The following is a 17,812-nucleotide window of genomic DNA, read 5'->3' as shown; positions in this document are numbered from 1 at the left end:
CTCTTTCTAATTTTTAAAAACTAAAATTGTGCTATTAAGTAATTAATTAAATCTGTAGTTGTAACCATACCTACCAACTCTCCATCTTCTACTACAGGAAGTGCGTGAAACTCTTTTTTAGATAATAATTCTGACACTTCTTTAATTGTTGTATCTGGAGAGACCATACAAACATCTTTAGCCATTACTTGGTTAATTGTAAACATGTCGTATACGAACGTATCCACATTTTTCTCATCTTCGGTAATATCCGCGAAACTAATTCTTAAAATATCGGTATAGCTTAACATTCCTATTATTTCTTTATTTCGAACTACAGGTATGTGTCTAATTTTTTTCTCTTTAAATAATTTCTCTGCTTTTTCTAGACTATCTGTACTACTTATAGTAACTAATTCCCTAGTCATAATTTCTGATATTGGTGTTCTTTTTTTCATTTCATTTGTTTTAAAGTTATTTAACAAATTTCAAAAAAAAGAAAAAAAATATGTATGATTTTTATCATTAAAAAAAGTTTTTTAAAGTTGTATTGCATAATAAAAAAACCATCAAGAAATTTTTAAAAAAAAATCTTAATGGTAGTTTATTAGTGACTCCAGCAGGATTCAAACCTGCAACCCTCAGAGCCGAAATCTGATATTCTATTCAGTTGAACTATGGAGCCAAATTTTAATTTATATAAAAATTCTTGTCATTTTAAACAAAGTTTAAAAAAATCTATATTTTGGTTTAGATTTCTCCACAAGCTCGAAATGACATTAAAATTATTTCGATAAATGCTTTTTAACTAATATAGAGGTGGTTTTTCCATCTGCTTTGCCTGCTAATTCTTTAGAAACAATTCCCATTACTTTCCCCATATCTTGCATTCCAGAAGCACCTACTTTTTCTATAGTTTCTAAAACAACTTTTTCAATCGCTTCTTCAGACATGGCTTCTGGTAAAAATTGTTCTAAAACTGCAATTTCTGCTAATTCTGGTGCTGCCAAATCTTCTCTACCTTGTTTTATAAAAATTGCTGCACTATCTTTTCTTTGTTTTACTTGTTTTTGGATAATTTTTATTTCTTGGTCTTCTGTCAAGTCTGCTTGAACACCTGTTTCTGTTTTCGCCAATAAAAAAGCCGATTTTACTGCTCTTAAGGCTTGTAAAGCAACTGTGTCTTTTGCTTTCATTGCTTCTTTCATTTTATCCATTACTTGTTTTTGCAAACTCATATTTTTAGTTTTTTTAACCCTGAATTTGTTTCAGTATCTTATTGTTTATTTCAGAATTTTATTAATTATTTACTTATTCTTCTTCAACTTTTTTAAATACAAAACATTCTTATTATAATCTATAAATGCTTTTCCGTTTTGTAAAATATCTGCGCCAATAATACCATCTACTTCTTTGGCATTGTGTTGCGTTAAAGCTGTATTTACATGAGATAAATCAAACAAAACCAAATTAAACTTCTTGGTTTTCCAACTGCCAATTTTTAGTGAATTATTTTCAGAAAGTTGTGTTTCCATATCTGTTGCTCCTGCTCCAGCAGCTTTTGTTTCACTTTCTTCTGCTATTAATTTAAAGCTTTCTACTGCATTTAAACCCACACAAGAATTAGATGCTCCTGTATCTAAAATAAAACGTCCCTTAACTCCGTTAATTTTTGCTTTTAATTCTAAATGATTTGTCGCAATCTTTTTTAATGAAATCTTTATGTATTTATTCTTTTTTAAAATCTTTTCTAAACGTTTCATATAAACTTATAAGATTTTCAAAAATACGATTTATAAAATTTAGAAAACACTATTGCTCTAAAATTTCTCTGTAAATTTTAAAGATTTTAAATAGAAACTTTAACATTATTGGGTTTGAGATACTCTTAAATAATTACTACTTTTAGTTAATTGTAAATGTAATGATATGAAAACTTCCAAAAGATTAGAGCAAGCCTTAATAAAATTGTATAATGCTTTTCACAACAACAGGCTAAATCCTGAAGATTGTACTGCTTGTGCTGTTGGAAATATTTTAGACAATTTAGATAGTTGGAAGCATCTTTCTAACGATCATGGTTCTTTAGAATTAAGTTATGTTGGAAGAGTTCACGAAAATCTGGGTAGAAAATTTAATGGCTATTCACCTTTAGAAATTTTACAAATCGAAAAGATTTTTTTAGAAACTTGTGGTTTTAAAACACCTTTGTGTCATTATAACTCCAAACCCAAAAACGCGACAGATAAAGAAGTTTTATTTAAAGGTTTGTGTAATGTTGTGGCTTATTTATGTAAGTTGGATAATATACCAAATGTAATGGATTATTCGAAATTATTTGAATATGAAAGAGATGAACCTGTATATCATCTCGAAACATTTTTAAACTAGTTGTAAATGGAATAATAATTAATTTTAATAGGCTAAAAGTAATAGGTAAGTTTTAATGTGACCCAGAAGTAGAAGCAAAAAAGAAAGTAAATGTTGAAACTTCAAAGAAAGTGTAAAAGCTGATGATAAAGGAAATGTTGACATTAAGGTGAAAGACAAAAATTAAATATATTACCCGAAAAGCACTTTAATTTCTATTAAAGTGTTTTTTTTACATCAAATTTATAATAATGATTTTCTTTTCAGAAAATAGTTTTACGAGCAAAGTTTTTTTCTTCAGTTAAAGCATTTTTTTATTTTACAATTGAAAAAAAAACCGATTCATTTCTGAATCGGTTTTAGTATTTATAGTTTTATTACTTTGTAAGTTCTCGACTTCACTCGAACTAACAAATAACAATTTTAATTCTATCCTCCAAAGTCGTCAAAACGGATGTTTTCATCTGGCATACCAAAATCTTCTCCCATTTTTTGTACTGCTTTGTTCATTAATGGAGGTCCACAGAAGTACAATTCTAAGTCTTCTGGTGCTTCATGATGGTTCAAGTAATTATCGATTACACAATTGTGAATAAATCCTACAAAACCATCTCCACTTTCGTCATTAATATCTTTTTTAACTTTCCAATTATCCGATTCTAAAGGGTCTGATAATGCAATAAAAAATTTAAAGTTTGGAAAATCTTTTTCTAATGCTCTAAAGTGGTCGATGTAAAACAATTCTGCTTTCGAACGTCCACCATACCAATAAGTTACTTTTCTACCTGTTTTAAGAGTTCTAAATAAGTGATACAAGTGAGAACGCATTGGCGCCATTCCTGCTCCACCACCAACGTATAACATTTCTGCATCCGATTCGTTAATGAAGAACTCTCCATAAGGACCAGAAATTACACATTTGTCTCCTTTTTTTAAGTTGAAAATATACGAAGAGGCAACTCCTGGATTTACATCCATCCAACCACCTTTTGCTCTATCAAATGGAGGTGTTGCAATACGAACGTTTAACATAATTTCTCTTCCTTCTGCTGGATAAGAAGCCATAGAATAGGCTCTTTCTACAGTTTCTGTATTTTTCATTACTAATGGACGTAGTTTAAACTTGTTCCATTCTGCTTCGAATTTATCTGGAGTATCGTGCTCTTCTGGGTGTGCAGTAATGTCCATATCTTCGAACTTTACTTCACAAGGAGGAATTTCAATTTGAATATATCCACCAGCTTTATAACCCATATCTTCTGGAATTTCTACTACAAATTCCTTAATAAAAGAAGCAACATTATAATTTCTTACGACAACTGCATCCCATTTCTTAATCCCAAAAACTTCTTCTGGAATAGAAATATTCATATTTTGTTTTACTTTAACTTGGCAAGCCAAACGTGCTCCTTCTTTTAATTCTTTTCTTGAAAAATGAGGAATTTCCGTTGGTAAAGCTTCACCTCCACCTTCTGTTACGTGGCATTCGCATTGAATACATGTTCCACCTCCACCACAAGCAGATGGTAAGAAAATTTTATTATTCCCTAAAGTAGATAATAAAGAATCTCCTGAAGCTACTTCTATTTCTCTTTCTCCATTAATCATAATTTTTACGGGTCCAGATGGCGATAATTTTTGTTTTACAACTAATAATAATGTAATTAATAATAAAGCTATTATTAAAAATGCTACTACTGTTGCGATTACAGTTCCTGTTGTTCCTGCTGCTAAAATCATATTAATTTATAGTTTTAGTATTTTTTGCTATTTCTTCTTTTTCTAAATCTTTTTTTACCACCTTTTCAGTAACAACTTGTGGCTCTGTAGAAGGTTCTCCTTCTTCATCTCCACCAGTTAACATTCCTCCAAAACTTAAAAAACCTATTCCCATTAAACCAGTAATTATAAAAGTAATTCCTAAACCTCTTAATGCTGGTGGAACATTTGAATATCTAATTTTCTCACGAATTGCAGCAATTGCTAAAATTGCTAAAAACCAACCAATTCCAGAAGAAATTCCGTAATTAAATGCCAAACCTAAAGACTCTATTTCTCTTGCTTGCATAAATAAAGAACCTCCTAAAATTGCACAGTTTACTGCAATTAATGGTAAGAAAATACCTAATGAGTTATATAATGATGGTGAAAATTTCTCTACAATTATCTCTACCAATTGTACCATTGTTGCAATAGTTGCGATAAACATAATAAAAGAGAGAAATCCTAAATCGTAATCTGCAAATTCGTCACCCAACCAAACTAATGCACCTGGTTGTAATAAATATTGGTCTAACAACCAGTTTAAAGGAACTGTTATTGCCAATACAAAAATTACTGCAGCTCCTAAACCAACTGCTGTTGCTACTTTTTTAGATACGGCTAAGTATGAACACATACCTAAGAAAACCGCAAACACCATATTATCAATAAAAATTGATTTGAAAAATAATTCTACGTGCTCCATATTTTTTAGTTTATGCTGAACTTGTTTCAGCATCTTATTAATATATTTTCAATTTTACTAATAGATCCTGAAATAAATTCAGGATAACACTTATGCGTTAATCTTCTATTAATGCTTTGTTTCTACTTCTTTGTACCCAGATAATTAACCCTACAACGATTAACGCCATTGGAGGCATTAACATAAATCCGTTGTTTTCGTAACCAGTAGCATACAATCCTGTTTTTTCAATGGGATCTCCTAAAACTGGAATTCCGAATAAAGTTCCAGAACCTAATAATTCTCTAAAGAAACCAACGATTAATAAAATAACTGCGTATCCTAAAGCGTTTCCAATTCCGTCTAAGAAAGATTTCCAAGGTCCGTTTGCCAAAGCAAAAGCTTCAAAACGCCCCATAATAATACAGTTTGTAATAATTAAACCTACGAATACTGCCAACGTTTTACTTAACTCGTAAGCGTATGCTTTTAAAACTTGATCTACAATAATTACCAAAGAAGCAACTACAATTAGCTGTACAATAATTCTAATTTTAGAAGGAATAATGTTTCTCATTAAAGAGATTACAACATTACCAACCCCTAATACAAATAATACTGCAACACCCATTACTAAAGAAGCTTTTAACTCTGCAGTAATTGCTAATGCAGAACAAATACCTAATACCTGAATTGTAATTGGGTTATTATCTGCTAATGGATCTGTGATTAACTTTGTGTCTTTTTTTGAAAGTAGTGCCATCTTAGTTTTTATTTTTTAATTTTTGGAAGTATGGTAAGTACAACTTTAAATCCTTTTTTATCATTGCAGCAACACCATCTCCTGTAATTGTTGCACCTGCTAAAGCATCTACTTCGTGGTCGTCTTTATCTTTATTTAATGGGTCGTTATTTCCTTTTGCAACTGTAATTCCTTTGAACACTCCTGCATCTGTTAATAATTTTTCACCATAAAAATCGTCCATAAAGTAGCGTTGTTTTATGTTGGCTCCTAAACCAGGAGTTTCTCCTGCATGATCGAAAAATGCTCCTCTTACAACCATATCTGTATCTAAAGCAACATAACCCCAAATGGCATCCCAAAGACCTTTACCTCTTATTGGTGCTACATAAACGGTTTTTCCTTCTTGTTCTCCTTTAAATAAAGGTAAGAATCTCGATTTTCCGTTTTTTGCTCTAGTTTGTTGTTTTTTAATATCTATTAAATAAGGTTCTTTTTTATTATTGGCTGCCATGAATTCTTCGCGATTCATTTCTTTAATAATTTTACCATCTTTAACCTCTATTACAATTTGTTCTGTAATTTTTTCTGCAAAAACATCTGCTACTTTATCTGTAGAAATAAAGGTAATGCTTCCTTCTTCATTTTCATTAACACCCATAGCGTACAAAATATTTTGTTGCTTTTCCATTCGCTCATTTTCCTTAATTGTAGGTTTTAATGACGATGCTGTAAATGCTAATAACGAACCTACTATTACCACCATTATAATGGCAAAAATAATTGTATAACTATTACTATCTGTTTTATTACTCATAATTAAGCTGTTTTAGCTTTTAAACGTTTTCTTCTTTTCTTAATGTTTCCTTGCACAACATAGTGGTCTATGGTTGGTGCAAATACATTCATTAATAAAATTGCTAAGAATACTCCTTCTGGATATGCTGGGTTAAATACACGAATCATAATTGATAAGAAACCAATTAAGAAACCATAAATCCATTTTCCTTTATTTGTTTGTGATGCTGTTACAGGATCTGTTGCCATATAAACTGCACCAAATGCCAAACCACCAATTATTAAATGTTCCCACCAAACAGTACTCATTAATCCATAAAATTTACTGGATTCTGTAATAATATCTGCTGCAACCACTTGATTGAAAATTAAGCCCATTACTGCTGCTCCAATAAAAGTTGAAAGAATAATTCTCCAACTTCCAATTTTTGTGAAAATTAAAAAAGCGGCTCCTAATAATATTAATAATGTTGATGTTTCTCCTACAGAACCTGGGATGAATCCCATAAATTTGTCCCACATAGAATAAACAACTTCGTGCCCTTGTGCGTAACTTCCCAGAATTGTTTCTCCAGAAATTGCATCTGCAGTTCCTGTTCTTTCTACTGCATCATACACCCATACTTTATCTCCAGACATCCAAGTTGGATAGGCAAAGAATAAAAATGCTCTAATGGTTAGAGCAGGGTTTAAGATATTCATTCCTGTTCCTCCAAATACCTCTTTACCAATTACCACCCCAAAAACTACTGCAACTGCTAACATCCATAAAGGTGTATCTACAGGTACAATTAATGGAACTAACATTCCTGTTACTAAATACCCTTCTTCTACTTCGTGCCCTTTTATAACTGCGAAAATAAATTCTACTAAAAGACCTACTCCATAAGAAACAATTACTAATGGTAAAACTTTTATAATTCCTATCCAAAGGTTATCCCAAGTTAAAAAAGACCCCAATAAAGAAAACTCTGAAGTAATTCCTTGTGCTCTTTCTATAGCTGCATAATGTTGGTAACCTGCATTAAACATTCCAAAAATCAAACAAGGAATTAAAGCCATAATTACAATATTCATTGTACGCTTTAAATCGTCTGCTGCTTTAATGTGAGTTTCTCCTTTGTGAGTAACTTCGTTCGGTAAATATAAAAAAGTATGGATTGCGTTAAACGCAGGTGCCATTTTCGTTCCTTTATATTTCTCTTTTAAATTGTGTAAGTTTTGTTTTAAGCTCATAACCTTATCCTAATTCTTCTCTCATTAAATCTAAACCTTCACGAATTATCTTCTGATGAGGCTGTTTAGATACACAGATAAATTCTGTAAGCGCAAAGTCTTCTGGTGCTACTTCGTAACCACCTAAAGCTTCCATTTCATCTAAATCTTTATACATAAATGCTTTTAACAGTTGCATTGGATAAATATCTAAAGGAAACACTTGTTCGTAAGCACCTGTAACCACAAATGCTCTGTGCTCTCCATTTGTATTTGTATTTAAATCGTACTTTTTATTTGGTGTTAACCAAGAAAAAGTTAAAGCTCTTGAGGCAGAGATTTTATTGAAAATTGGTTTGTTCCAACCAAAAAATTCATAATCGTCTCCTTCTGGAATTGCTGTTATTTGATTGTCGTAATAACCTAAGAATTCGTCTTCTTTTACTTGCTTTCCAGAAAGTACGTTTCCGCTAATAATTCTTGTATTATCGTTTTGTAAATTCCCTTGTGTAAAATCTGCAACAGTTGCCCCTGCAATTGCAGTTACATATTGTGGGTTTTTAAATTGAGAACCTGTTAAAGCCACAGTTCTTGTTAAGTTTAATTTTCCAGTTAATAATAACTCTCCAATAACTACTAAATCTTGTGGTGTAACTACCCAAACAACTTCACCTTTATTAATAGGGTCTATTTTTGCAATTTGAGTTCCTACATTTCCTGAAGGATGTGGGCCTGAAACCTTATGCAATTCTACTCCTTGTAAACCTGATAAAGGAGAACTAGAATTTGCGCCAACAGAAACATGTACTTTACCTTCTGTTAATTTAGAAATTGCATCGATTGCTGCTTGCAATTGTGTTTCTTTACCAGCCAAAGTATAATCTAAGTCTGCAGCTAGAGGTGCACTTGCATACCCAGATACAAAAATAGCTTTTGGAGCCTGATTTGGATTTGCAACCACATCGTAAGGACGCTGTTTTATAAATGGCCAACAACCTGCTGCTAATAAATAATTTATCACTTCTTCTGAGGACATAGAGCCCGCATTTTTAGTTCCAAAATCTTTATAAGTTTGTGTTGCATCTGCAGAAATTTTAACTGCTAACACCTTTCTTCTTGCTCCACGAACAACCTCTATTACTTTACCAGAAACGGGACTTGGAAATAAAAGACGCTCGTCGTTTTTCGAATGAAAAAGTGCTTCTCCAGCTTTTACTTCTGTACCTTCTTTAGCAATAAGTTTAGGTGTTATTCCGTGAAAATCTTCTGGCTTAACTGCATAAATACTACTTTGAGTACTATTCGTTGTAGTTTTATCTGCAATGCCAACAAGCTTAATATCTAAGCCTTTTTTAATACGAATGTCTTTTGACATAGTAAATTGGAATATTTAGTTATCTAAAAAAATCATGCAAATTTAAAGATTTTGAGAGTTAAGAGTGATATAATTTGAAAGTAATCTTACTGAATTAATCTTATTTATAACTGTTCTAAATAAATATTTTTGCGATAACGTTGTCGAACTATTTTTTTTGGCTCAAAAATTGATTATTCTAAGAAATGATTGATATTTTTGTAAATATGTTTAAAAATACACTTTTTCTTTTTTTTCTAATAACGATTCAATTTCTGAACGCACAGAATATTAAAACCATTCAACTAAGACCTTTGCAAGAAAATAATTTTTCTGCAATTGTACCTTTAGGAACTGTTTTAGAATTGTCTTTTGACGATTTAGATGCAGATAGTAAAAGCTATCAATATAAAATAGAACACATGACCCACGATTGGCAAAAAAGCAGGTTACTTTCCAGCCAATATATAGATGGTTTCGACCAAAACACCATTATAAATGTTACCAATTCATTCAATACTGTTCAAAATTATACGCATTATTCTGTTCAAATTCCGAATACAAACTCCATAATTACCAAAAGCGGGAATTATCTTTTATCGGTTTTAGATTCTTATGATGATGTTGTTTTTACAAGACGATTTGTTTTGTATGAAAATGCAGCAATTATTGGGGTTTCTGTTGCCAGAAGCAGAAATACAAAAACTTTAAACACACAACAAACTGTTCAGTTTTCGGTAAATCATCCAGATATTCGTATAACCAATCCTAGTCAAGAAATTAATGTTTCGATTATAAAAAACTATAATTGGAACGAAACAATTACAGATTTACAACCTACTTTTTTTAAACCTAACCAGCTTTTATATACCTATACAAATAAAACAAATTTTTGGGGAGGAAACGAATATTTAAACTTCGACAGTAAGGTAATTAGAAGTAGAAGTGTAAATATTGTAAAAATTACGAACAACAATCTTTTTAACCTATACATTTATCCTTTTACCTACAACCCTTTTAGAGAATACACTTATAACCCAGATATTAATGGACAGTTTGTAATTAGAACTTTAGAAGCGAACGATCCAAAAACCGAAGCAGATTATGCAGTAATGCATTTTATCTTAGAAGCAGAAGTTCCTTTTAAAGACAAAGAAGTATATGTATATGGCGCTTTTAATAATTTTGAAATCTCAGAAGAAAACAAAATGTATTATAATGAAGAAAGCCAAACTTACAATGCAAGTATTTTACTAAAACAAGGTTTTTACAACTATACATTTGCCACTTTAGGAAAAGATAATTTTGTAAACACCAACGAAATTAATGGTACTTTTTTCGAAACTGAAAATGTTTACAATGTTCTGGTGTATTACAAACCATTTGGAAGTTTGTATGACAGAGTTATTGGGGTAGGTACTGGATTTTTCAACCAGAACCGCTAATTATTTAGTTCATTTTATGTTTAGCACAAATTAAAAAGTAAAAATTACAGCTTCTAATTTGCTTGTTTTCATCAAAAAAACTACATTTACTATGCATGATTCAACAAATTACAAAAGGAATTAAAATTTCTGTAGCAATAGAATATAATGGTACTAGTTTACGGAATACGAAACTGTATTATATTTTTGCATACGAAATAACAATTGAGAATAAAAGCAATAACACTGTTAAACTTACAGATCGTTTTTGGAAAATATACGACTCTTTAAACCCTACAGAAATTGTAAGTGGCGAAGGTGTTGTTGGCCAAACCCCCATCTTAAAGCCAAATGATGTTTATACTTACACTTCTGGTTGTTTTTTACAATCTAACATGGGTGCTATGAAAGGGTTTTACACGATGATTAATCTAGAAAATTACGAGCAATTTAAAGTTTTTATTCCTACATTTCAACTAACAACACCTGTTTTATCAAACTAACAAAATCTAAAAAGAACCTCGTAAAAATTAAAGATCCAGAATGTTTAAATTGTGGATATCCATTTAATGGACAGGAGAAGTTTTGCCCAGATTGTGGACAAGCTAATAAAGGAAACAATATTACTTTCAAGAATTTTATTCACGAAGTTTTTAACGGGTTATTTAATTTTGATGCAAAATTTTGGAATACGTTTATTCCTCTTTTAATTAACCCAGGTTCTGTTTCACGAAATTATATCGAAGGGAAAAGACAAAGATATTCGAATCCGTTTCGCTTTTATTTAACGGTATCTATTATTTTCTTCCTAATTGTGGGTATTTTTAATACGAAAGAAAAATACAAGTCTCTTGTAAAAGAAAACAAGGCAGATATTGCAGAAGCCATTAAAAAAGAAAACTCTAAATCAAATAAAAAACTAACTGAAAAAGACCTAGATTCAATTAAAAAAGAATTAAACAAAAAACTTAAAAACTCTTATATTCCTATTCCTGAAAAAACGCGAGAAAAAATTCTAAATGAAATAGAAAAAGAGGCAAGAGATTCTGCGAATACAAAATACAAAAAAGGAAATATAAACATAAATTTAGGAGGTGATTCTAAAATAGAAAAATTTATAAATTATGATAAAGAACACCCAAACTCCAACATAGATGTTGCCTTACATTCTTTGGGCTACGAAAAGACTTTTTTAAATAGATTTATGTACACTAGAGCTGCTACTGCAAATTCTCTTGTTAAGAAAGACAATAGAGAGCAATTTTTAAGTCAGTTATTGTCTTATGGTTCTGTTGCATTGTTTGTGTTCTTACCACTTTTTACACTATTTTTAAAACTGTTTTATATTCGAAGAAAATACACTTATGTAGATCATTTAATATTTGTATTTCATGTTCAAACTGTATTTTTTATGCTTTTTTCAATTTATTTCTTATTAGAAATATTTGGTGCAAGTCCAGCATTATGGGTATTTACAATTCTCTTTTTAGTGTACTTATTTATTGCGATGAAGAAATTTTACCAACAGGGGTATTTTAAAACCTTTATAAAATTTTTATTACTGAATTTAAACTATTCCATAATAGCAATTATTGGTATCGTAATTGTTTTTCTTCTTTCTTTTGCAATGTATTAACTTTTATTTTTCAAGAAAATCTATATAACTCATCTCAATTTCTGAAGCGTTTTTTATAACTGAAGTAATACTTACAGTTTCCACAAATTCTCGTTTTATTTTTGGTGAAGTCTCAACTGTTCCTAATTCTTCATTATTATGAAATGCTATAATTTCTTGTTGCTTAAATTCAGTATTATTTTTTAAAAATTCGGCAAACCACTCTTTTCTTAATTGTTTCATTTCTTCAGTATATAAAGTAGAAGAAGACCAAATTTTAGGTTCTTGTGGTAATTTTCGAAAATGTTTTTCCTCTCCATCCCAAACCAATTCATACGTTTCTAAAGTTTGGTTCCAATCTACAAAAACTAAGGTAAAAGGCTCTATATCTGTAAAATCGAAATTTTTAATATACTCAAGAGCATTCTCATTTGTAAGAATATTTTTTACGATAATTCCACGACTCATTTTATAAGAAATTTTTCTTTTATGAATTGTAAAACCACCATTTAGCAAACAAACTAGGCGTTTTTTTTCACTGAACCCAATCCATGTTCCTCCTGCTAAAGCATCTTTAGGATACGTTATTTCCACCCCATTTTCAACATATTTTTTAGGTGGAATTGTTTTTCTTAATGGAGTTTCGTCTCTATTAGATGTTAAAATAAAATTATTATTCTCAAGAGGTAAATAGGTAACTGTACACATTTATAATAGCTTAAAAAAATCATTGCAAAAGGAACAAAATCGTTTGATTAAAATTGTAACTTTGTAACTTCAAAATTAGTAGATTAAAATTTAAAAATAGACAAAATGGCAAGAGGATTTTTTAATGTTCCAAAAGCAGTTAACGAACCAGTAAAAGGATACGCTCCTGGTTCTCCTGAAAGAGAAGAGTTGTTAGCAACTTATAAAGAAATGTACAAAAGTAATGTTGATGTGCCAATGCATATTAATGGAGAAGAAGTAAGAACAGGAAATACCAAAAACATTACACCTCCTCATGACCATAAACATATTGTTGGGCAATACCATGTTGCAGAAAAATCGCATGTAGATACTGCAATTTCTACAGCTTTAGCTGCAAGAGAAGCTTGGTCTAGCGTAAGTTGGATGGAAAGAGCCTCTATCTTTTTAAAAGCTGCAGAATTATTAGCAGGACCTTACAGAGCTAAAATGAATGCTTCTACAATGATAGCGCAATCTAAAAATGTTTACCAAGCAGAAATTGATGCTGCTTGCGAAATGATTGACTTTTTCCGTTTCAATGTAGAGTATATGACAGATATTTTTAAAGACCAGCCAGCATCTGCACCAGGAATTTGGAACAGAGTTGAGTATAGACCTTTAGAAGGTTTTGTATATGCAATTTCTCCTTTTAATTTTACTTCTATTGCAGCAAATTTACCTGCAGCAGCCGCTTTAATGGGTAATGTTGTGATTTGGAAACCCTCTGACCACCAAGCATATTCTGCACAAGTAATTGTAGATTTATTTAAGGAAGCTGGTTTGCCAGATGGTGTTATAAATGTAGTTTACGGAGATCCTGTTATGATTTCTGATACTGTTTTAGCATCTCCAGATTTCTCTGGTTTACATTTTACAGGCTCTACAACTGTTTTTAAAAATTTATGGAAACAAATAGGAAATAACATTCACACCTATAAAACATACCCAAGAATTGTTGGAGAAACTGGTGGAAAAGATTTTATTTGGGCACATAATTCTTCGAACCCTTTACAAGTTGCAACTGCAATAACAAGAGGTGCTTTTGAATATCAAGGGCAAAAATGTTCTGCAGCTTCACGTGCATACATTCCTGCTTCTATTTGGAATGCTGTTAAAAAACATTTAACTGCACAAGTAAACGAATTAAAAATGGGATCTCCAGAAGACACTTCGAACTTTGTAAATGCAGTAATTCATGAAGGTTCTTTCGATAAAATTGCAAAATATATAGATGCCGCAAAAGCGGATAAAGATGCAGAAATTATTTTAGGTGGAAACCACGATAAATCTGTTGGGTACTTTATTGAACCAACTGTAATTTTGGCAAAAACACCAAAATATGCAACAATGACAACCGAATTATTCGGCCCAGTAATTACGATTTATATTTATGAAGATGCAAACTGGGAAGCTTCTTTAAAATTAGTAGACGAATCTACAGAATACGCTTTAACAGGTGCCATTTTTTCTACAGATAGGTATATTGTTGAAAAAGCTTCTAAAGTATTAGAAAATGCCGCTGGAAATTTTTACATTAACGACAAACCAACAGGAGCAGTTGTTGGGCAACAACCATTTGGTGGAGCAAGAGCTTCTGGAACAAATGACAAAGCTGGTTCTGCACAAAACTTGTTACGTTGGACTTCTGTTAGATTGATAAAAGAAACATTTGTATCTCCTCAAGATTACAAATATCCTTTTCTAGGGTAAGAAAACAGATATATTAAAACATAAAAAAACCTCAACTAAAAATTATAGTTGAGGTTTTTTGTTACTTTTTGTCATCAAAATTATTTAAGTATCAATTTTTTGGTGGTGTACTTAGAGCCATTTGTAATCTTTAATAAATACAATCCTTTAGAAGCATTTTTAAAAGAAATTTCTTTAGAAAATCTATTCTTTATATTGTTGAATTTTTTCTGATCTACCAACCTCCCTCTCACATCAAATAACTGCAGAGAAACTTGATTAGAATCTTCGAGATTGAACTTTAAATTAACAACACCTGTAGACGGATTTGGATATAAATTAAATTCTTCGAAAACATTATTAGGAATCGAAGCAACACTATCTACAACAATCGTATAATCTTCCACTTCTCCATCTGCTCCCATTTCACAGGAACTTGGGTTTCCATCATCTGCATATTTTGTAGAAACCCTCATAATAGTGCTTCCTAAATTTGCGTTCGATGGCACAGTAATTGACAATGGACTTAATGATGTTGTTCCATTTTTGCTTGAGGTTGTGGTTCCTAAATCGTATTGCTCTCCTGGATCTGTAAAATCGCAATTTTGGTTCCAATCTATCCAAACTAAAGTTTGGGTTGTATAAGTTCCTTCAGAATCGTTTGCTGTGTTTGTGTTTACTGTTAAATCGTAAGAAGTATTAACTTCTAAATTTGTACTTATTTCAGTAAAATCACTATAACCAGAAGTTTTTATAAGAGTCTCATTATTTATGGTATTAAATTTAACCAAGGTTGTACTTGTCTTATAAGTTGTACTTGCTACAGAAGCACAAACTGAACACAATTCTGTACTAAAACTAAACACATTTGAAAAAGCACCTTCGTCACAACTATTTTTAGGTTTTACCCTCCAATAATAAGTGGTGTTTGAAGTCAAATTATTAGGTCTAAAGGTACTTTTTGCTGTATTTGAACTCGCTATAATATTCGAAAAACCATTGTCTGTTGCAATTTCAATATCGTAAGTAACTGCATTTTTATCTACATTCCAACTGAATTCCTGAGAAACTGGCACATTTGTAGCTCCATTAGAAGGAGATACCAAAGTTAACGCATTAAAACCTGCTTTTGTAAGTACTAATTGAGTATCTAAATTTTGTGTAACTGTGTTTGAAGAAGCCACCACATTTATAGTATAAGATTGGGCCGTTTTTCCATCCAAGTTAGAGACTGTCATCATTACTTTTCCATCAGCATTTATGGAGGTTGGATTAAAAGAAATATTTGTTCCAGAAGGTTGTCCTGTGGTTGTAAATGTTACATTTTCCGAAAAACCGTTTACAAAATCTAAATCTAAGGTATAAACTGCAGTATTTCCACCTGAATTACAAACAAACTGAGTACCACTTTCATTTGTAAATAGAAAAGTAGGCACAGTAGAATTAATTGTAAAATTAGATGCGTTTACATTGTAAAAAATATTATCTACAGCTTCTACCATAATTCTTGCAGATGTTGTTGCGTTATTAGGAATTATTACTTCTTCAGAACCATCATTTGGTGTGTTACTTTTTAAAGTAATTGGGTATGTAAAACCTCCATCCGTAGATAATTTAATATTTACATTTGCACAATTAATGGGTGCTACATCTGTAGTTCCTTTATTCCAAGTTATAGTTTGTGTAGATCCTGTATCCCAAACAACAGCAGAATTTGGTGCAGAAACTGTAAATGCATCTGCATCTGTTACTGTAACTTTCATATTGTCTCTTGCACTGCTTCCTCCACCAGCATTATTATCTCTTACAACCAAAGAAAAATTTAATTCTCTAGCTACAGAAGGAACTACTTCCCAAGTAGATTGTGTACTTCCAGAAAGCACTGTTGGTAAAGCTGGCATATATCTGTTTGGCGAAAAAGAAATTGGCAAAGATCTAAAAACAGCACCTCCTGTACTTGTAGGAGAGGGTGGAATTGCAACACCTACTTCATTATCTATTTGTTCCCAACTATAAGTTAATATTGTTCCTGGATCTACATCTGCTCCAGTTCCTTTTAAAATAAATGGTGTAGATTTTGGGATGGAGTAATCGAGACCAGCATTTGCGGTTGGAGCTGTATTTCCTGTTGGTGTTTGTGCTGCACAATTTCCAGTAGTGGTAATAATATTCCACATTTCGTCGATACTTACTGCATGAAAATGATCGTCGCTATCGTTTTGGATATTTTGTGGAGCACAAATTCCTGCATATCCCATAATTGTAGAACCACTTCCTGGTTCTACAGCAGTTAAATTGTTTCTATTATTTCCAGAGCAATTAGAACTTGTTCCATTAAACGTGTGGTGAGCTCCAAATTGATGCCCAAACTCATGTGCTACATAATCGATATCGAATTGGTCGCCAAATGGTTGTTCTGTTCCTGTAACACCAGAGGCTTTCCTGCCTGTTACACAAATAACACCACCTCCTGCAAAACCTCCTGCAGAAGTACTAAAAGTATGTCCAATATCGTAATTATCATTTCCTATTTTACTGTCGCAAATTGCTTGACTCTCTTCTATTAAATCATCTGCACTATCATTTGTTAAATTATCTGTAGCTGGGTCTAAAAATATAATAATATCGTTGTTTGCTACAATTTCCATTCTTACAGATAAATCTCTTTCGAAAACGCCATTAACTCTTGTAATAGTTGTATTCATAGCAGATAAAACTGCTGCTTTCTTTACTTGGTCTGATGCTGTTGAAGCAATTCTCAAACGATTTATATGAAACTGTGCATATTCTCCTGTACAAGCCAGTGCCAATCTATAAGTTCTTAGTAAACCATCGTTTGCATTTTTAGATTGAAAAGAAGGTGCTTCTTTATTAAATCCTTTTACTTGACAGGTAAAATCTTTAGCTTCTTGCGTTAAATCTTTTCTATCATAAGCAATTAACTTTTTATTGTCTCTTGTGTAAGAATCTACATAAAAAGTATTTTTCCCTGGCTCGTAAACAGAAAAATGAAATCCATCTAATCCTTTAGAGAATTTCACTTTTATAGATGAATCGTCTACTTGAACTCCAGAATAGGAAACAATATTATTATATTTTGTTGCCAATTCTTTATTAAAATTCGAAGTTTCTTCTATGTAAAACTTCTTTAATCCGTTTCTTGTTGGAATTTCTATGGTTTCTTTTATGGAACTTTTTACAGTTCTCATTTTCTTATTAAAACTCTGTGTTTTTAAGGAGTAAAGCTGATATTCTTTAGGCATATCATTTCTAACCATTAAATCTTTCTCAGAAATTTCTTCTACATTGTCAGATATTTTTGACCATTGTTTTTCTTGTCCCAAAAATGTGATGGAAGAAAAACAAAATAGGAGTATAAAAGTGATTTTTTTCATGAAGTAATTTTAGTTATTCTGTTACTTATGTGACATCAAATATAATCAATTATTTA

At 31.3% G+C, this 17,812-nt stretch carries 16 protein-coding genes, 1 tRNA gene and 1 pseudogene; 6 read left to right on the top strand and 12 right to left on the bottom strand.

The features are described from left to right. Positions 1-20: 20 nt before the first annotated feature. The 4 genes from J3359_RS13925 to J3359_RS13910 all read right to left on the bottom strand — a co-directional run bounded on the left by J3359_RS13925 (position 21) and on the right by J3359_RS13910 (position 1,742). Complete coding sequence (locus tag J3359_RS13925; RefSeq protein ID WP_208077462.1) at positions 21-437, bottom strand: CBS domain-containing protein; 417 nt, start codon at positions 435-437, stop codon at positions 21-23. 153 nt (positions 438-590) lie between these two features. Then, positions 591-664: transfer RNA gene (locus tag J3359_RS13920), tRNA-Arg, on the bottom strand. 100 nt (positions 665-764) lie between these two features. Further along, positions 765-1,217, bottom strand: coding sequence for a GatB/YqeY domain-containing protein (locus tag J3359_RS13915; RefSeq protein WP_208077461.1), 453 nt, complete (start codon positions 1,215-1,217; stop codon positions 765-767). A gap of 69 nt (positions 1,218-1,286) precedes the next feature. Beyond that, entirely contained in the window at positions 1,287-1,742 is a 456-nt protein-coding gene (locus J3359_RS13910) for a retropepsin-like aspartic protease (protein ID WP_208077460.1), read from the bottom strand. A gap of 166 nt (positions 1,743-1,908) precedes the next feature. Here J3359_RS13910 and J3359_RS13905 point away from each other — a divergent pair, with 166 nt between their 5' ends. After that, complete coding sequence (locus tag J3359_RS13905; protein ID WP_208077459.1) at positions 1,909-2,370, top strand: Na(+)-translocating NADH-quinone reductase subunit F; 462 nt, start codon at positions 1,909-1,911, stop codon at positions 2,368-2,370. A 408-nt stretch (positions 2,371-2,778) separates the two neighbouring features. Here the strand turns inward: J3359_RS13905 and nqrF are convergent, their stop codons facing one another. From nqrF to J3359_RS13875, 6 genes are all read right to left on the bottom strand, one after another. Continuing rightward, the gene (gene nqrF, locus J3359_RS13900; RefSeq protein WP_208077457.1) at positions 2,779-4,089 is read right to left on the bottom strand and encodes an NADH:ubiquinone reductase (Na(+)-transporting) subunit F; all 1,311 of its coding nucleotides are present in this window, start codon (positions 4,087-4,089) and stop codon (positions 2,779-2,781) included. A 1-nt stretch (position 4,090) separates the two neighbouring features. Next, a complete protein-coding gene (nqrE, locus tag J3359_RS13895; protein ID WP_208077455.1) occupies positions 4,091-4,816 on the bottom strand; it encodes an NADH:ubiquinone reductase (Na(+)-transporting) subunit E in 726 nt (241 codons plus the stop codon). Between the two features lie 97 nt (positions 4,817-4,913). Continuing rightward, a complete protein-coding gene (locus J3359_RS13890; RefSeq protein ID WP_208077453.1) occupies positions 4,914-5,558 on the bottom strand; it encodes an NADH:ubiquinone reductase (Na(+)-transporting) subunit D in 645 nt (214 codons plus the stop codon). A gap of 1 nt (position 5,559) precedes the next feature. After that, positions 5,560-6,354: a Na(+)-translocating NADH-quinone reductase subunit C gene (locus tag J3359_RS13885; protein WP_208077451.1), complete on the bottom strand. Its 795-nt coding sequence runs from the start codon at positions 6,352-6,354 to the stop codon at positions 5,560-5,562. 2 nt (positions 6,355-6,356) lie between these two features. Continuing rightward, on the bottom strand, positions 6,357-7,571 hold the full coding sequence (locus J3359_RS13880; RefSeq protein WP_208077449.1) for an NADH:ubiquinone reductase (Na(+)-transporting) subunit B: 1,215 nt from the start codon (positions 7,569-7,571) through the stop codon (positions 6,357-6,359). 4 nt (positions 7,572-7,575) lie between these two features. After that, the gene (locus J3359_RS13875; protein WP_208077447.1) at positions 7,576-8,925 is read right to left on the bottom strand and encodes a Na(+)-translocating NADH-quinone reductase subunit A; all 1,350 of its coding nucleotides are present in this window, start codon (positions 8,923-8,925) and stop codon (positions 7,576-7,578) included. A gap of 206 nt (positions 8,926-9,131) precedes the next feature. Here J3359_RS13875 and J3359_RS13870 point away from each other — a divergent pair, with 206 nt between their 5' ends. From J3359_RS13870 to J3359_RS13860, 4 genes and pseudogenes are all read left to right on the top strand, one after another. Then, positions 9,132-10,349, top strand: coding sequence for a type IX secretion system plug protein (locus J3359_RS13870; protein ID WP_208080488.1), 1,218 nt, complete (start codon positions 9,132-9,134; stop codon positions 10,347-10,349). Positions 10,350-10,444: 95 nt separating this feature from the next. Further along, the gene (gene apaG / locus J3359_RS13865) at positions 10,445-10,831 is read left to right on the top strand and encodes a Co2+/Mg2+ efflux facilitator ApaG/CorD (protein WP_208077446.1); all 387 of its coding nucleotides are present in this window, start codon (positions 10,445-10,447) and stop codon (positions 10,829-10,831) included. Beyond that, positions 10,798-11,124, top strand: a pseudogene (locus tag J3359_RS18550) (DUF3667 domain-containing protein); the annotation flags it as partial. The gene apaG and the pseudogene J3359_RS18550, both read left to right, overlap by 34 nt. A gap of 18 nt (positions 11,125-11,142) precedes the next feature. After that, the gene (locus J3359_RS13860; protein WP_243765924.1) at positions 11,143-11,964 is read left to right on the top strand and encodes a hypothetical protein; all 822 of its coding nucleotides are present in this window, start codon (positions 11,143-11,145) and stop codon (positions 11,962-11,964) included. A 3-nt stretch (positions 11,965-11,967) separates the two neighbouring features. Here J3359_RS13860 and J3359_RS13855 read toward each other — a convergent pair whose 3' ends face one another. Beyond that, on the bottom strand, positions 11,968-12,651 hold the full coding sequence (locus J3359_RS13855; protein ID WP_208077444.1) for an NRDE family protein: 684 nt from the start codon (positions 12,649-12,651) through the stop codon (positions 11,968-11,970). A gap of 105 nt (positions 12,652-12,756) precedes the next feature. On the opposite strand from J3359_RS13855, the gene pruA reads away from it, so the two are divergent. Continuing rightward, positions 12,757-14,382 carry an L-glutamate gamma-semialdehyde dehydrogenase gene (gene pruA / locus J3359_RS13850; protein ID WP_208077443.1) on the top strand — a complete coding sequence of 542 codons (1,626 nt, stop codon included), beginning with the start codon at positions 12,757-12,759 and terminating at the stop codon, positions 14,380-14,382. Between the two features lie 80 nt (positions 14,383-14,462). Here pruA and J3359_RS13845 read toward each other — a convergent pair whose 3' ends face one another. Beyond that, positions 14,463-17,756, bottom strand: a complete 3,294-nt coding sequence (locus J3359_RS13845; RefSeq protein ID WP_208077441.1) for a reprolysin-like metallopeptidase — start codon at positions 17,754-17,756, stop codon at positions 14,463-14,465. Between the last annotated feature and the right edge of the window lie 56 nt (positions 17,757-17,812).

The organism is Polaribacter cellanae, assembly GCF_017569185.1.
Classification (GTDB): domain Bacteria; phylum Bacteroidota; class Bacteroidia; order Flavobacteriales; family Flavobacteriaceae; genus Polaribacter; species Polaribacter cellanae.
Note: the sequence above shows the minus strand (reverse complement) of the source record. Positions and strands in the feature narration are given on the sequence as shown.

Bases quoted from the DNA above. Each gene is read 5' to 3' on its own strand.
- J3359_RS13880 (WP_208077449.1), bottom strand. From the start codon at position 7,571: ATGAGCTTAAAACAAAACTTACACAATTTAAAAGAGAAATATAAAGGA.
- J3359_RS13915 (WP_208077461.1), bottom strand. From the start codon at position 1,217: ATGAGTTTGCAAAAACAAGTAATGGATAAAATGAAAGAAGCAATGAAA.
- J3359_RS13905 (WP_208077459.1), top strand. From the start codon at position 1,909: ATGAAAACTTCCAAAAGATTAGAGCAAGCCTTAATAAAATTGTATAAT.
- pruA (WP_208077443.1), top strand. From the start codon at position 12,757: ATGGCAAGAGGATTTTTTAATGTTCCAAAAGCAGTTAACGAACCAGTA.
- J3359_RS13890 (WP_208077453.1), bottom strand. From the start codon at position 5,558: ATGGCACTACTTTCAAAAAAAGACACAAAGTTAATCACAGATCCATTA.
- J3359_RS13875 (WP_208077447.1), bottom strand. From the start codon at position 8,925: ATGTCAAAAGACATTCGTATTAAAAAAGGCTTAGATATTAAGCTTGTT.
- J3359_RS13925 (WP_208077462.1), bottom strand. From the start codon at position 437: ATGAAAAAAAGAACACCAATATCAGAAATTATGACTAGGGAATTAGTT.
- J3359_RS13910 (WP_208077460.1), bottom strand. From the start codon at position 1,742: ATGAAACGTTTAGAAAAGATTTTAAAAAAGAATAAATACATAAAGATT.
- apaG (WP_208077446.1), top strand. From the start codon at position 10,445: ATGATTCAACAAATTACAAAAGGAATTAAAATTTCTGTAGCAATAGAA.
- nqrF (WP_208077457.1), bottom strand. From the start codon at position 4,089: ATGATTTTAGCAGCAGGAACAACAGGAACTGTAATCGCAACAGTAGTA.
- J3359_RS13885 (WP_208077451.1), bottom strand. From the start codon at position 6,354: ATGAGTAATAAAACAGATAGTAATAGTTATACAATTATTTTTGCCATT.
- nqrE (WP_208077455.1), bottom strand. From the start codon at position 4,816: ATGGAGCACGTAGAATTATTTTTCAAATCAATTTTTATTGATAATATG.
- J3359_RS13855 (WP_208077444.1), bottom strand. From the start codon at position 12,651: ATGTGTACAGTTACCTATTTACCTCTTGAGAATAATAATTTTATTTTA.
- J3359_RS13845 (WP_208077441.1), bottom strand. From the start codon at position 17,756: ATGAAAAAAATCACTTTTATACTCCTATTTTGTTTTTCTTCCATCACA.
- J3359_RS13870 (WP_208080488.1), top strand. From the start codon at position 9,132: ATGTTTAAAAATACACTTTTTCTTTTTTTTCTAATAACGATTCAATTT.